This is a genomic window from Streptomyces sp. NPDC059255 (assembly GCF_042752355.1).
Lineage (GTDB): Bacteria > Actinomycetota > Actinomycetes > Streptomycetales > Streptomycetaceae > Streptomyces.
On record NZ_JBHYZP010000008.1, the window covers coordinates 26,988 to 42,174 of the forward strand.

Annotated in this window: 11 protein-coding genes; 7 read left to right on the top strand and 4 right to left on the bottom strand. The window is 71.8% G+C overall.

Annotation, left to right across the window (positions count from 1 at the left end):
* Positions 1–21 precede the first annotated feature (21 nt).
* From ACFXKG_RS13020 to ACFXKG_RS13035, 4 genes are all read left to right on the top strand, one after another.
* Complete coding sequence (locus ACFXKG_RS13020; RefSeq protein WP_384836629.1) at positions 22–747, top strand: aspartate/glutamate racemase family protein; 726 nt, start codon at positions 22–24, stop codon at positions 745–747.
* 97 nt (positions 748–844) lie between these two features.
* Positions 845–2,563 carry an enoyl-CoA hydratase-related protein gene (locus ACFXKG_RS13025; RefSeq protein ID WP_384836632.1) on the top strand — a complete coding sequence of 573 codons (1,719 nt, stop codon included), beginning with the start codon at positions 845–847 and terminating at the stop codon, positions 2,561–2,563.
* Between the two features lie 194 nt (positions 2,564–2,757).
* Positions 2,758–4,287 (top strand): glycine betaine/L-proline transporter ProP, encoded by a 1,530-nt coding sequence (proP, locus tag ACFXKG_RS13030; protein WP_384837026.1) that lies wholly within the window; start codon positions 2,758–2,760, stop codon positions 4,285–4,287.
* A 198-nt stretch (positions 4,288–4,485) separates the two neighbouring features.
* The gene (locus ACFXKG_RS13035; protein WP_384836635.1) at positions 4,486–5,676 is read left to right on the top strand and encodes an alginate lyase family protein; all 1,191 of its coding nucleotides are present in this window, start codon (positions 4,486–4,488) and stop codon (positions 5,674–5,676) included.
* 127 nt (positions 5,677–5,803) lie between these two features.
* On the opposite strand, the gene ACFXKG_RS13040 is transcribed toward ACFXKG_RS13035, so the two are convergent.
* Complete coding sequence (locus ACFXKG_RS13040; protein WP_384836638.1) at positions 5,804–6,637, bottom strand: phosphotransferase enzyme family protein; 834 nt, start codon at positions 6,635–6,637, stop codon at positions 5,804–5,806.
* Between the two features lie 152 nt (positions 6,638–6,789).
* Here ACFXKG_RS13040 and ACFXKG_RS13045 point away from each other — a divergent pair, with 152 nt between their 5' ends.
* Positions 6,790–7,119, top strand: a complete 330-nt coding sequence (locus tag ACFXKG_RS13045) for an antibiotic biosynthesis monooxygenase family protein (RefSeq protein WP_384836641.1) — start codon at positions 6,790–6,792, stop codon at positions 7,117–7,119.
* Between the two features lie 35 nt (positions 7,120–7,154).
* On the opposite strand, the gene ACFXKG_RS13050 is transcribed toward ACFXKG_RS13045, so the two are convergent.
* Together ACFXKG_RS13050 and ACFXKG_RS13055 are read right to left on the bottom strand one after the other, a co-directional pair.
* On the bottom strand, positions 7,155–7,781 hold the full coding sequence (locus ACFXKG_RS13050) for an NADPH-dependent F420 reductase (protein WP_384836644.1): 627 nt from the start codon (positions 7,779–7,781) through the stop codon (positions 7,155–7,157).
* 102 nt (positions 7,782–7,883) lie between these two features.
* Positions 7,884–10,112: a 2Fe-2S iron-sulfur cluster-binding protein gene (locus ACFXKG_RS13055; RefSeq protein ID WP_384836646.1), complete on the bottom strand. Its 2,229-nt coding sequence runs from the start codon at positions 10,110–10,112 to the stop codon at positions 7,884–7,886.
* A gap of 111 nt (positions 10,113–10,223) precedes the next feature.
* Here ACFXKG_RS13055 and ACFXKG_RS13060 point away from each other — a divergent pair, with 111 nt between their 5' ends.
* Positions 10,224–10,844 carry a TetR/AcrR family transcriptional regulator gene (locus tag ACFXKG_RS13060; protein WP_384836649.1) on the top strand — a complete coding sequence of 207 codons (621 nt, stop codon included), beginning with the start codon at positions 10,224–10,226 and terminating at the stop codon, positions 10,842–10,844.
* On the opposite strand, the gene ACFXKG_RS13065 is transcribed toward ACFXKG_RS13060, so the two are convergent.
* The gene (locus ACFXKG_RS13065; RefSeq protein ID WP_384836652.1) at positions 10,816–12,087 is read right to left on the bottom strand and encodes an MFS transporter; all 1,272 of its coding nucleotides are present in this window, start codon (positions 12,085–12,087) and stop codon (positions 10,816–10,818) included. The two genes, ACFXKG_RS13060 and ACFXKG_RS13065, sit on opposite strands and share 29 nt — an antisense overlap.
* Positions 12,088–12,422: 335 nt before the next feature.
* On the opposite strand from ACFXKG_RS13065, the gene lanL reads away from it, so the two are divergent.
* Positions 12,423–15,182 (top strand): class IV lanthionine synthetase LanL, encoded by a 2,760-nt coding sequence (gene lanL / locus ACFXKG_RS13070; protein WP_384836655.1) that lies wholly within the window; start codon positions 12,423–12,425, stop codon positions 15,180–15,182.
* Positions 15,183–15,187 lie beyond the last annotated feature (5 nt).

Here is a 15,187-nt window from a genome sequence, read left to right on the forward strand (position 1 = left end):
CACCGAGCGGAAGGCCGAACCATGCGCATCCTCGTGGTGAACGTCAACACCACGGCGTCCATCACCGACTCCATCGGCAAGCAGGCAGCCGGTGCGGCATCACCCGGTACCGAGATCGTTCCGCTGACTCCCGCGTTCGGGGCGGAGTCGGTCGAGGGCAATTTCGAGAGCTACCTCGCGGCCGTCGCCGTGATGGAAGCCGTACGCGCCCACCCGGAGCCGTTCGACGCCGTGATCCAGGCCGGGTACGGCGAACACGGCCGGGAAGGGCTGCAGGAACTCCTCGACGTTCCGGTGGTCGACATCACCGAGGCGGCCGCGAGCACCGCCCAGTTCCTCGGCCGCAGTTACTCCGTCGTCACGAGCCTCGACCGTACGGTCCCGTTGATCGAGGACCGTCTCCGTACCGCCGGTCTGAGTGCCCGGTGCGCCTCCGTGCGCGCCAGCGGGCTCGCCGTACTCGATCTGGAACGGGACGAGGCGGCCGCCGTGGACGCCATCGTCGAGCAGGCCGCCCGTGCGGTGGAGGACGACCGGGCGGAGGTGGTCTGCCTGGGCTGCGGCGGCATGGCCGGCCTCACCGAACGCGTCGTCGAACGTACCGGGGTCCCCGTCGTCGACGGAGTGACCGCGGCCGTGACGGTCGCCGAGTCCCTCGTCCGGCTCGGCCTGTCCACCTCCAAGGTGCGCACCTACGCGTCACCACGGCCCAAGAAGATCCTCAACTGGCCGCCACCGGTGCGCTGACACCGAGTGCCACCGCGGCGTCCGTCCGGCGCAACCCGGCCGCGGCGCCCGGCGTGGTTCCTCCGGCACGGGGGAAGCGCGGTGAGGATCGTGCACCATGAACATCCTCCTCGTCGCCAGCGCCTTCAACAGTCTGTCCCAGCGGGTGTACGCCGAACTGTCCGACCGGGCTCACCGCGTGGACGTCGTACTGGCCACGCACGGGGACGACGCCGTCCGCGAGGCCGTGCGCGAGGCGCGGCCCGAGCTGGTGATCGCCCCGATGCTCAGGACCGCTCTCCCGAGAGACGTGTGGTCGGCCCATACCTGTCTGATCGTCCATCCGGGCCCGCCCGGGGATCGTGGTCCCTCGTCCCTCGACTGGGCGATCGCCACGGGTGCGACACGGTGGGGTGTGACCGTGCTCCAGGCCAAGGAGGGGATGGACGCGGGTGACATCTGGGCGACGGTGCCGTTCGACGTGGCGCCGGTCGGCAAGAGCGAGCTGTACCGCAACGAGGCGTCCGACGCGGCGGTGGCGGCGGTCCTGCTGGCCGTCGAGCGGTACGCCGGCGGCTCGTACAAGCCCCTGGCCCAGGACGATCACTCGGTGGACATCGTGTGGCGGGACGTCTTCCGGCAGGAGCGCCGGCGGATCGACTGGCGGCAGAACAGCACCGAGGCGGTGCTGAGGAAGCTGCGCGGAGCCGACTCGCGCCCGGGCGTGCTGGACGAGTTCTTCGGTGACGAGTTCTTCCTGCACGGCGGTCACCCGGAGGACCAGCTGCGCGGACGCCCGGGGGACGTCCTCGCGACCCGTGCGGGCGCGGTGTGCCGGGCCACGTGCGACGGGGCGGTGTGGATTCCCGAGCTCCGGCCCCGGCGGCGGCCAGGTGGTCCGGCGACGTTCAGGCTCCCCGCGGCCCTGGTGCTGGGCGAGCGGCTCACGAGGGTGCCCGAGGTGCCCTCGCCGCTGGAACTCCCCCCGCGGCGGCGCACCTGGGCGGACATCCGCTACCGGCACCACCAGGACGTGGGCTTTCTGTACTTCGGCTTCCCGGGCGGCGCCATGAGCACGGACCAGTGCCGACGGCTGCTCGCCGCCTACCGGTTCGCGCTGACCCGGCCCACCCGCGTCCTGGTGCTCGGTGGCACCCGCGACTTCTTCTCGAACGGTATCCACCTCAACACCATCGAGGCCGCGGCCGATCCGTCCGCCGAGTCCTGGGCGAACATCAACGCGATGGACGACCTGGTCGAGGCGGTGCTCCGCACGACGGACCGGCTGGTGATCGCCGCGCTCGGCGGCAACGCGGCCGCGGGAGGGGCCATGCTCGCCCTGGCGGCCGACGAGGTCTGGTGCCGCACGGGCGCCGTCCTGAACCCGCACTACCGGCTGATGGGGCTCTACGGGTCCGAATACTGGACGTACTCACTGCCCCGCCGGGTCGGCCCCGGGACGGCGGAGCGACTCACCACGGAGGCGCTGCCGGTCAGTTCTTCCGCGGGTGCCGGCATGGGCCTCGTGGACCGCCTGGTCCCCGTATCCCCGTACGACTTCTCCGCCGAGGTGGAGCGCATGGCCGCCGCGGTGGCGACTGCGGCCGATCTGCCGGAGCGGATCGCGGCCAAGCGGGCGCGGCGGGAGCGGGACGAGAGCGTCCGGCCCCTGGCCGACCACCGCCGCGACGAACTCGCCCGCATGCACCGGATCTTCTTCGACCCGACGGCGCCGTACCACAGGCTGCGCTCGGCCTTCGTCCGCAAACTCGCCGGCGGACCCGCCCGGCCGCTCGCGCGCGCCGAACACGCCGGGGCCGCCACCGCCGCACTGTGACCGCCCTCGGCGCGACCGGACCGGGTGGGACACGCGGTCCCCGCCGTCGTTCCCGGGGGCAGGGAGCGGCAGGGGAATAATGCGTCACCACACATGGGCCCTGCGGACGGGATGGCATGAGGACGGGACACCGCAAGAGGCCACCCCGGCGAGGCGGTCGGCCGGGCGGGGTGGGCAGCGCCGCCACCGACCGGCTGCTCCGTATCCTGCTGCGCCGGAGCAAACAGCCGCTCAGCGCCGAGGACGTGACGGTCACCGACCGTCCCGAGGTGCGCAGGGCGGTGTCCGCGGCGGCCCTCGGCAACACCATGGAGTGGTTCGACTTCGGTGTGTACGCCTATCTGGCGGGCACACTCGGCAAGGTCTTCTTCCCGTCGAGTTCGCCCGCGACCCAGGTGGTCTCCACCTTCGCCACCTTCGCCGCGGCCTTCCTCGTGCGCCCGCTGGGCGGGCTGGTGTTCGGCCCGCTCGGCGACCGTATCGGCCGTAAGCGGGTCCTCGCGGCCACCATGATCATGATGGCGATCAGCACCTTCGCCGTGGGACTGCTGCCCGGATACGCCACCCTCGGCCTGGCCGCGCCGCTCCTGCTGCTCCTCTGCCGCCTGGTCCAGGGCTTCTCCACCGGCGGCGAGTACGCGGGTGCCACCACCTACATCGCCGAGTACGCCCCCGACAGACGGCGCGGATTCCTCGGCAGCTGGCTCGACTTCGGCACCTTCGTCGGCTACTCGCTCGGCTCCGGCCTCGTCACCCTCCTGACGGCCCTCCTCGGGAACGACGGCATGGTGCAGTGGGGCTGGCGGCTGCCGTTCCTGGTCGCCGGGCCGCTCGGTCTCATCGGCCTCTACATGCGGCTGCGGCTGGAGGAGACCCCCGCCTTCCAGCAGGCGACCGAGCAGGCCGAGCAGGCGAGGCGGCAGTCCGGCGCGGAGGACCCCACCGAGGACGCCCGGCAGTCCGGCAAGGGACGGCTCAAGGAGATCTTCACCCGGCACTGGGAAGCCGTCCTGATCTGCATGGGGCTGGTGCTGCTCTACAACGTCACGAACTACATGGTGACGTCCTACCTGCCGACGTTCATGACGGAGACCCTCGGCGAGGACCCCCTCATCGCCCAACTGCTGATCCTGGGCACCATGATCGTGGTGGTACTCACCGTCACCACCGTGGGCCGGACCTCCGACCGCTGGGGCCGCCGCCCCGTGTTCATGGCGGGCAGTATCGCGCTCATCGCGCTCGCCGCGCCCGCGATCCTGCTCATCAGGGCCGGTGGCATTCTGCTGCCCGCCCTCGGCTGTCTGATCCTCGGCCTGCTGCTGGTGTGTTTCGCCGGAACGTCCGCCTCGACCCTGCCCGCGCTCTTTCCCACCCGGCTGCGTTACGGGGCTCTGTCGATCTCCTTCAACATCTCCGTCTCCCTCTTCGGCGGCACCACTCCGCTGGTCGTCTCCAGCCTGGTCGAGGCGACGGGCAGCACGATGGTCCCGGCCTACTACCTCATGGGAGCCGGGGTCGTCGGACTGATCTCCACCTTCTTCCTGCACGAGACGGCGGGCAAGCCGCTGAGGGGGTCCGGGCCGATGGTGGAGAGCGAGGAACAAGCCCAGGAACTGGTGGCCCGCAGCAGGACCGAGGCGGGCCGCCGGGCGAGGGACGTATGGATCCGGCTGCGGCACCCCTGGGCCCATCACCACACGCAGGACGACCGCGACGCCCGCTGACGATCGTACGAGCGTCTTCCCGGGGCCGGTCCGCCGGTCCGTCGGCCCGCCCGTCGGCCCGTCCCGCCCGTCCGCATCCGTCTTCTCCCGGAATAGTTGCGGCATGCATTGACATGTCCACGAACCGTCTCTATGGTCCAGGCCAGCTCGTCCGTATTGAGGAACTGTGTTCTCATTCGTGAATCGAGGGATCGTCGAATGACACGAACCAGAACCGCACTGCTCAGCGTGCTCGCCCTGCTGGCCGGAGTGCTGAGTCTCCAGCTCACAGGTCCCGCCCCGGGGGCGACGGCCGCTCCCGCCGCCTTCACCCACCCCGGTGTGCTGGTGAGCCGGGCCCAGCTCGACTTCGCCCGGTCCAAGGCGCAGGCCGGCCAGCAGCCCTGGAAGGCCGCGTACGACGGCATGATGGCCAGTTCGTACGCCTCGCTGTCGCGTACCGCCAAGCCGCGGGCCGTCGTCGAGTGCGGCTCGTCGTCCAACCCCAACTACGGTTGCACCGACGAGCGTCAGGACGCCATCGCGGCCTACACCGACGCGCTCGCCTGGTACTTCACCCGGGACAGCCGGTACGCGAAGAAGTCGATCGAGATCATGGACGCCTGGTCCGCGACCATCACGGACCACACCAACAGCAACGCCCCGCTGCAGAGCGGCTGGTCCGGGTCGACGTGGCCGCGCGCCGCCGAGATCATCAAGTACACCTACGACGGCGGCTGGCCCAACGCCAACCGCTTCGCCACCATGCTGCGCGACGTGTACCTGCCCGAGGTGATCAACGGCGCGGCGACCAAGAACGGCAACTGGGAACTGGTCATGACCGAGGCGGCCATCGGCATCTCGGTCTTCATCGAGGACCGCGCCGCCTACGACAAGGCGGTCGCCACCTACCTCGCCCGGGTCCCGGCGTACGTGTACGTGAACGGCGACGGGGACCTGCCCCACCCACCGGCGGGCAGCAGCATCGACACCAGCGCCGAGATCATCAAGTACTGGCAGGGGCAGAGCACCTTCACCGACGGCCTCTCGCAGGAGACCTGCCGCGACTTCGGCCACACGGGCTGGGGCATCGCCTCCATCGCGGACATCGCGGAGACCAGCCGCATCCAGGGCCAGGACCTCTACCCGAAGATCCAGGAGCGGCTGCGCCACGCGCTGGGCTTCCACACCTCGTACGAGAACGGCACCGCCGTGCCGTCCTGGCTGTGCGGCGGCTCCGTGAGCACAGGGCTCGGACAGGTCACGGAGGTCGGTTTCAACGCCCTGAACAACCGCCTGGGCATCGCCATGTCCAACACCCAGAAATACACCGAGGCACACCGGCCGTCCGGCACGGACAACTACTTCAACGCCTGGACGACGCTCACGCACGCGAGCAACCCCAACTGACCTCTTGGTCACGGCCTTGATCACGGCCTTCGTCCTGATCGGTGCGCCTCGCCGGCACGCACCGATCGGACGGAGGCCGTCCCGGCGTCCGGAGAACCTCCAGGCCAGGCCATCAGCCCCGAGGGTCTCAACCGTTGCGATCGAGTGCGGCCCGGATCTGGCCGAGCCACTCCGTGCCCAGCCGGCGCCCGTCGGGGAACTGGTCCCCCCGGTCCCAGCGCCACGTTGTGATCATCGCCAGAACGAGGATCCGGCACTCGCGCAGCAGGTCGTGGTCAACGCCTGGATAGTGCGCGCCGATTTCCTCGGGGGCATGGGCGAGGTCGAACTCGACGGGCCCCCGGCAGCATGTCTCGAAGTCTATGAACAGCGGGCCGTTCCGCGTGGTGAGCACGTTGCCCGGGTGCGGCTCGCCGTGCAGCAACTGCTCGGCGCCGCCGCGCTCGCCGATCGCTCGTCCCAGGTTCCGCAGCGTGTCGCCGAGCAGCTCCCGGTCCGCGTCGGCGAGCGCCGGAGTGCGGTCGCGGTCGGCCACGAGTCGCTGAGCCTGCTCGACCCGGTCCGTGAAGTGCGGGGTCGGGACGTCGAGTCCGCGCATGCCGGCGTGCAGCCGCTCAAGCGCGTGGGCGTAGTCGGCCGGTGAGACCTCGCGGGTCACGGGTGCGTAGTGGGTCCACAGTGTGATCACGAAACCGTCACGCTCGTGGACGCGCGGCTCCACCCGGGGATCGAGAGCAGCCACCGGACACCCGGACGCTGCGAGCCGCTGAGCGAGTTCGACCTCGAACCGCGCGACCTGGTCCGCCGCGGGTGCCACCCGGGCCACGACATCACACGGCAGCAGGCGCAGCGTGAGCTTGTTCGAGTCATGGAGGACGATCACGTCGTCGGCGGTCAGACCGAGCGACGAGGCGGTCGACCTGGCCGCGGCCGCCGCACGCGAGGCCTCTGACGCCTGCAACGTCGCCCGACCCCCTCTCCCTTGAGCACGGTCACACCTTCCCGAGCGTGAACCCACGCACCATACCAAGTCGGCGATGACAGCACCGCGTTCCCGTCGGTACGCACGAGCCGCTCCTCGCCTCCCGCCCGGCGTGCGGCAGGATGGGGTCCATGAGCGTAGTCAAGATCAACGTACTGACCGTCCCCTCCGAGCAGCGCGAGACGCTGGAGAAGCGCTTCGCCTCCCGTGCCCACGCCGTCGAGAACTCCGACGGGTTCGAGTGGTTCGAGCTCCTCCGCCCCGTCGAAGGCACCGACCAGTACCTCGTCTACACACGGTGGCGGGACGAGGCGTCCTTCCAGGCCTGGATGGAAGGCCCCATGAAGGCGGCTCACCAGGGCGCTGGCGCGGACAGCGGTGAACGTCCCAAGCCGGCCGCGAGCGGATCCACCCTGTGGTCCTTCGAGGTCGTGCAGCAGGCGGCGCCGAAGGACGCGTAGAACCCGGGGCCAGGGCTGAGGCCGCGCGACCTGGGTCAGCGGGCGAGGGAGACGGCGAAGGGCCGGAAACCGTGTCGGCGCAGGACGGGGGGTACCACCAGGATCATGGCCTCGGTGGCGCGGGCCGTGGTGATGTCGCCGAGGTCCTCGATCCATCCGGGCTGCCGGCCCAGGTCGCCGAGCACGGTGACGGTCCGCTTCGCGGGTCCGTCATTGCCCGAGACATAGACGGTGGGTGGGGTGGCCAGTGTTTCGGGGGCGGTCACGACCATGAACAACATGGCGTTGAGGGTCTTGACCACACGGGTGTCGGGAAGGGCGGCCTGGAGTCGCTCGGCGAGGCTGCTGCCGGGGTAGCACAGGTCGCCGGGCAGGCCGTCGTCGGTTGCGCGGATGGCGTTGGAGACGTCGACGAGGATCTTTCCGGCGAGTTCGGCGCGCAGGCCGGTGAGGCGGTCCAGGGCGCTGTCCCCGGGCGTCGCGTTGATCACGGCATCCGCGGTACGGGCGGTCGTACGCCGGTCGGCGGCGGAGACGCCGGGGTCGAGGTCTCCGGCGGGCGCCGCGTTCTTCTCCTTCGGGTTCCGGCTGCCGAGGATGACGGAGTGTCCGGCCGCGTCGGCGCCGACGCGGCCGGTGCCCAGGATGCCGATGCTGGTCATGAGGTGGTGCTCCCAGCGCTACGACGACGACCGCGCCCACACCTGGCTGCGCGACCTGGCCAGCGACACCGTCCGGGCGCTGTTCGTGCCGCCGGCCGGGGGTCACGGGTCCGCGATGTCGAGGGTGACCTCCGACAGCGGGCAGCCCACGCACGTCAGCACGTAGCCGTCGGCTTTCTGCTGTGGTGTCAGGCAGTTCGGCCCGTTCTGCGCGACCTTTCCGCCGCGCAGCCGCACCATGCAGTCGCCGCAGTTCCCCACCGTGCAGGAGTGCGGCATCGGCAGCCCCGCGGCGAGTCCCGCGGCGAGGAGCGTCTGACCGGGCTCGACCACCACCGTGCCGACCGGTTCCCCGTCCTTCTCGACGGTCATCCGCTGCGGCACGGTCGTCGTGGTCCCGGTGTCCGCCCCGCCGGCGTAGCGCTCGTGGTGGACCGCCCCGTCCGGGACCCCGAGCCCGGCCAGGACGCCCTGGACGGCGTCCATCAGCGGTTCGGGACCGCAGACGAAGTAGTGGGCGTCCCGGGACGGCGACAGGCCGGTGACCCAGCGACGCACGCCGGCCGCGTCGAGCCGGCCGTCCGTGCGGGTCAGGACGTGGGTGACCGAGAGCCGGTCGGGACGGTCCTTCGCCAGCCGGGTCAGCTCGTCGGCGAAGATGATCTCCTCCGCGCTGCGGCTGCTGTAGAGCAGCGCGATCCGGTCGCGGCCCGGACGGACGGCGAGCCGCGTACGGATCATGCTCATCATGGGCGTCACACCGCTGCCCGCCGCGATGAGCACGGTCTCGCCCGGGGGCCGCGGGCCGGCGTGGAAGGACCCCGACGGACCGCGCACCGCGAGGCGGTCCCCCGCGCGAAGACCTTGGTGCACGTGGGTGGAGAACCGGCCGCCCGCGACGTGCTTTACGGTGACCTCCAGCCGGGACGCCCCGGGCGCCGACGAGGCGGAGTAGGCCCGCCGCACCGGACGGCCGTCGATGTCGGCGACGAGCGTGAAGAACTGGCCGGGCCGGAACGCGAACGGCCGCGGCTTCCCGTCGGCGTCCTCCAGTACGAGGGTGACCGCACTCGGTGTCTCCCGGCGCACCTCGGCGACGCGTACCTCCCGCAAGGGGGTCTCCGGTGCGCCGTCGCCGGCGGGGCGGCGCCGCGGGAGGCCACGGCGCCGGCCGCCCGGGCCGGTTCCGGTGTCCTCGTACCCCTCCTTGCGCAGTCCGGAGCGGTAGGCGCGGTTCATCACCAGGCGCAGCAACCGGTCGATCCCCGGGATCGCCCCGACGGCCTTGAGCAGGAACGCGGGTGGGCCGCCCTCGGCCTTCGACGCGTTGGCTGCGAGGTGTTCTCCCGCCATGGCCATCAGGTCCGGCGTGGTGGCGCGGTCCAGGTGCGCTCCCGGAGTCCACAGCCGTGCGCGCGCCACGGCGTCGTTGCCGGTCACCTCGGCGTGCTCGACGTCGATGAGGAGTGCCAGGTGCGGGGGCATCCCGCGCAGCGCCATCGTCTCCAGCAGCGCGGGATCGTCGGTGATCGCGCCACGGCCGCGGACGTGCAGCACACCGCTGCGACCGGGGACGAGCGCGGCGAGGGAGAGCCGGTCGTCCCGCAGCAGATTGTGGAGGGTGTCGGCGCGCTTGTTGCCCTTGCGGTCCGGGATGACGAGCGTACGGCTGTCCAGGATCCGTGCCACCGCCTGCCGGTCGCCGCGCGGACTCGTATCGCTGCCGCCGGAGGAGTCCCAGGTGGACAGGGCGAGGAACGGTGCCGTGGCCAGGAACTCGGCGACGCCGGGGCCGCGCAGGGGCCCGTCTCCCGAGAGTTCGGCGGTGGCCGGGGCGGGCGGCGCGGTCGGGGCGGGCGGCTGCCACAGGCGGGACCGGAGGACGGCCTGCGCGCAGTGCACGTACGCCTCCTCGATATCGACGGTCGTCTCCGCGCCCTTCCGCCCGGCCACCGAGCCGTTGACGCGGAGGATCTCCCCGACACCCGGCAGGAGGAAGAAGAGCGAGACGGGACCGTACGGATCGCCGGGCCCGGGCAGGGAGAACGAGATCCGCGTCGGCGAGTGGACGCGGGCGAACCCCGGCGTACCGCCGATGAAGGCCGTCCTGGCGGTGCCGTCGGCGTCCCGGTGGCCGAAGGCCGCGATCGGACACCGGGCGAGGACGGTCCGGCAGCCCTCGTCGAGTCCGCTGATCTGTTTGAGCATGACCACCGGCGCCGGGCGGCCGACGACCGCCTCGACCTCGTCCACCGTCGTCAGCCGGCGCGGGGTGTCGGGCCGGTGTGGTTGCTTCGCGAGAGTTCCGCTCGGCCGGGAGGGTTCCTTCACGGGGCGCCACCCGCATCGGGCGCGGCAGTGTTTTCGCAGTTCATGGCAGTATTGTGAGCAATAGCTCAGCTCTCTGGCTACTCGCTTTTCGCGCCCGAGGAGGCTTCCCCCATGCCGTCAGCCGACCGTCGGCTTCAGCCACGTCGCACGCCCCGCCAGGTGCGTGCCGAGCTCACCCGCGAGCGCATCCTCACCGCCGCTGCTCACGTTTTCGCCGAGTACGGCTACGCCGCCGGCACCACCAACCGGATCGCCGGACACGCGCGTATTTCCATCGGTTCGCTGTACCAGTACTACCCGAACAAGGACGCCATCCTGGGCGAGTTGCTGGTCCGGCACATCGACCGCGGTGTGTGGACGCAGGCCGACCAGCTCGATCTGTCCGCCGGCAGCCTGGAGACGACGGTGCGGGCGCTGGTCCGCGACGCGATCGACAACCACCGCGACGATCCGCAGCTGCTGCGGATCATGATGGAGGAGGCGTCGCTCTCGCAGGAACTCATCGACACGGTCGACCGGCACGGAAAGAAACGCAACGAGCAGGTCCGCGACGTTCTCTCCCGGCATCCGGACGTCCGCGTACAGGACCTCGACACCGCGGCCGAGTTGATCGTGTTCACGGTGGAGGTGAATACGCACCGGCTCATGGCCGACCCGCGGAAGGTCCCGGTCGAGACGTTCGAGAACGAACTGGTGGATATGGTCACGCGGTATCTGCGCGGCGATCGGTAGCCGCGCGGGGGCACGCCGCGGTGCGGCGGGGCAGCAGCAGCGGGGTCGCCAGGAGGAGGACGCCGGCCAGGCCGATGGCCGTACGCGGGCCGAGCAGGCTGCCGAGGACGCCCCAGACGGCGGTCAGGAGCGCGGTCGTGGCCTTGGTCGTCACCGCCCAGGCGGACAGGGTGCGGGCGGCCCGGTCGGTCGCGGTGCGTTCGAGGCGGTAGGTGGCGCAGACGGGGTTGAAGAGCCCGCAGCAGAGGATGAGTCCGAGCTCGACGCCGATCACCAGCAGCAGCCCTCCGGTGCCCGGCCCCAGGAAGGCCAGGCCGACGGGCCAGACCGCGCGCAGCGCCCCGGCCACGACGAGGACCTGGTGCGGTCCGAACCGGGTGACGAGCGGGCGGGCCAGCCACGAACCGAGCAGCCCGCCGATCGAGGGCGCCGCGAAGGCGAGGCCGTACTGCCAGGGTGTGAACCCGAGGTCGCCGAGCATCAGGACGGCCAGCAGCGGCTGGGCGGCCATCACCAGGCCGTTGAACACGGCGGTGTTGAAGAACAGCGGTCGAAGCGTCGCGTCGGCGAGGATGTACCGCCAGCCGTCGAGCAGGTCCCCGGCCCGCATGCGCGCCGCCTCCCGGCGCTCGGGCCGCGGCTCGTGCCCGCCGATCGCGCGGATGCCCAGGGCCGAGAGCAGGTAGCTGACCGCGTCGGCCACCACCGTCGCCAACGGACCGAGGAGCCCGATCGCCGCGCCGCCCAGCGGCGGTCCGATGATCGTGGTGGTCCAGGCCGTGGACTCGAACCGGGCGTTGGCGACGAGCAGGTCCTCGGCCGGCAGCAGCGTCTTCAGGTACGCGCCGGAGGCGGCGCGGAAGGTGATGTCGGCCGCCGCGACGACGACCGAGACCAGCAGGAGCTGAAGGAAGGTGAGCACGCCGAGCGCGTACGCGGCGGGGATCGTCAGCAGCGCGGCGCACCGCACCAGGTCCATCGCGATCAGCACCGGCCGCTTGCGGCGGAACTCCACCCACGGGCCGAGCGGCACCGCCACGGCCGCGCCCACCGCGGCCGCCACGGAGGAGAGGGCGGCGACCTCGGCGGGTCCGGCGTCCAGCACCTCGATGGCGATCAGCGGGAACGCGCCGAAGGCGAGCCAGGTGCCGAGCGCGCTGGTCCCGTACGCTCCCCAGAGCCATCCGAACCGCCGCCCCAGCCGGTGTCCGGGCCGATGTCCCGGCCGGTGCCCGCTCCTCATGCCTGATATCCCCCTCGCCCCTCACGCCGCATCACCGATCCGCGGTGCAGGAGCATCAAAGCGAGCCTTGCGGCCCGGGATCAAACAACCGCGGAGCCGTCGGCCACAACGGGGGGTTGTGTTCCTGGGGGCGGCGTACCTCCGGTACCCGGCCTTCGGTGCCCGGCCTCCGGTGCGGGTGTCCGTGCGCCCCTCCCGCGCCGGGCGGCGCCGCCCGGCGGGAGAACAACACGCACGCTCGCTGATTCAAGTGATCCCGGCCGGGCGCGTGTTGTCCCCTCATGTGACATGGGCACGTTCCGAACCAGCGGTTCTCACCGTTGAGAGGGACACTCATGACGAGCCACGCAACCCAAGCCGAGCTGGAAAGCCTTCTCCGTCACGCGCTGCACGCCACGGGTACGGGCGCGCGCTGGACCACCGACACGGACGAGATGTGGTGCCGGGCCGCCCCGCGGTCGGGCAACCGGCGGGAACAGGGCTGGAAACTGCATGTGTCGGCGACGGCCGCCTCCGCCCCGGCGGTCCTCGCGAAGGCACTGGACGTACTCCTGCGGGACGAGTCGGCGTTCAAGTTCGCCCGGTCGGTCGACCAGGTGAGTGCGCTCAACTCCCGTGCCACGCCCCGGGGAAGCTCGGGCAAGTTCATCACCGTCTACCCGTACTCAGACGCCGACGCGGCGCGGCTCGCCCGGGAGTTGCACCGGGCCACCGCCGGGCTGGCCGGCCCCCGGATCCTGTCCGACCAGCCGTATGCCCCGTACAGCCTGGTGCACTACCGCTACGGCTCCTTCGTCGGGCGGCGGCGGCTGTCGGACGAGGGACTGCTGGTGTGGTTCATCGAGGACCCCGACGGCAATCCCGTGGAGGACAAGCGCACCGGCCGGTATTCTCCGCCGCCCTGGGCGGTCTCCCCGTTTCCCACCGTGGTGCCCGTCCCGTCGCGCACGGCGGACACGCCGAGCGGTCCGGTGCTGCTGGGCGGTCGTTTCGCCGTACGGGAGGCGATCCGGCACACCAACAAGGGGGGCGTGTACCGGGGTACGGACGTCCGCACGGGCGCCCCCGTGGTGATCAAGGAGACGCGGCCGCACGTGGAGGCCGACGCCTCCGGCCGCGACGTCCGCGACTGGCTGCGGGCCGAGGCCCGGACGCTGGAGAAGCTCAAGGGCACGGGGCTGGCGCCGGAGGCGCTGGCGCTCTTCGAGCACGGCCGGCATCTGTTCCTGGCGCAGAGCGAGGTCCCGGGTGTCAGCCTGCACACATGGGTCGCCGAGCACTTCCGCGACACCGGGGGCGAGCGCTACCGCGTCGACGCGGCGGCCAAGGTCGCACGTCTGGTGGACCTGGTCGCGGCGGCCCACGCCCACGGTTGTGTCCTGCGGGACCTCACACCCGGCAATGTCATGGTCACTCCGGACGGCGAATTGCGTCTCATCGACCTGGAACTCGCCGTCCTGGAGGACGACTCCCCCCTGCCGACCCGGGTGGGAACCCCTGGCTTCAGCGCCCCCGAGCGCCTGGCCGACGCCCCCGTCTCCGCGACGGCCGACTACTACAGCCTCGGCGCCACCGCGTGCTTCGTCCTGGCCGGGAAAGTACCGAACCTGCTGCCCGAGGAGCCGGACACCAGGCCTGCCGAGGAGCGGCTCGCCGCCTGGCTGACCGCCTGCGCCCGGCCCCTTCAACTGTCCCACAGCGTGGCGGAGATGATCCTCGGGCTGATGAAGGACGATCCCGCCGAGCGCTGGTGCCCGGCGAGGGCCCGCGAGGCTCTCCGGACGGCGGACCCGGTACGGTCCGGCTCCCGCTCCGCCGACCGATCGGCACGGCGGGACGAGCCGTACGACCCGTACGATCCCTACGACGCGGTGACCGGGATCGTGGACCACCTCGTCGAGTCGATGACCCCGGCCGACGACCGACGGCTGTGGCCCGTGTCCACCCTCGCCGGGGAGACCGGCCCCTGCACCGTGCAGCAGGGCGCGGCCGGTGTCCTGGCGGTACTGACGCGGTACGGCGAACTCACCGGCGACCCCCGCCTCCCCGAGCTGATCTCCACCGCGGGCCACTGGATCGCGGACCGCACCGACACCCGCTCCACCCGCCCCGGTCTGCACTTCGGCGGCCGTGGAACCGCTTGGGCGCTGTACGACGCCGGACGCGCCGTCGACGACCGGCGGCTCATGGACCACGCGCTGGCGCTGGCGCTGGCACCTCAGCAGTCCACGCCCCACCACGACATCACCCATGGCACCGCGGGCAGCGGAATGGCCGCCCTCCACCTGTGGCACCGGACCGGTGACCCGCGCTTCGCCGAACTGGCCGCCGACGCGGCCGACCGGCTGGCCTCCGCCGCACGGCGCGAACCGTCCGGAGTGAGCTGGGCGATTCCCGCGGAGGCCGCTTCCGCGGAGGTCATTTCCGCGGAGGCCGACTCCGCGAACGCCGTTTCCGCGGAGGCCGGCAAGCGCTACCTCGGCTTCGCCCACGGGGCGGCCGGCATCGGCTGCTTCCTCCTCTCCGCCGCGGTCGTCACGCGGCGCCCCGCGCACAGGGAGCTGGCGGTGGAGGTCGGCGAGCACCTGCTGGCCCACGCCGTACGCGTCGGCGAGGCGGCCCAGTGGCCCGCCCAGACCGCGGATGTGCCGACAGCCCCGTACTGGTGCCACGGCGCGGCGGGCATCGGCGCCTTCCTCGTCCGGCTGTGGCAGGTCACCGGTGACGACCGGTTCGGCGACCTCGCCCGGCGCGGCACCCTGGCCGTCACCGAACGCGCCTCCCGCGCGGCCCTCACCCAGTGCCACGGGCTGGCGGGCAACGGTGACTTCCTGCTCGACATGGCCGACGCCACCGGCGATCCCGCCTACCGCGCCACGGCCGACGAACTGGCCCGCCTCATCGTCGCCGAGCGGGCCGAGCGCCGCGGCCACGTGGTCTTCCCCAACGAGTACGGGGATGTCTCGGCCAGTTGGAGCGACGGGTCCGCCGGAATCCTGGCCTTCCTCCTGCGGGCCCGTCACACCGATCCCCGGCACTGGACGGTCCAGCTGCCGGTCCGAGCGGCAGGAAGTCTGCCGCCACCTCTGAGATAAGGAGA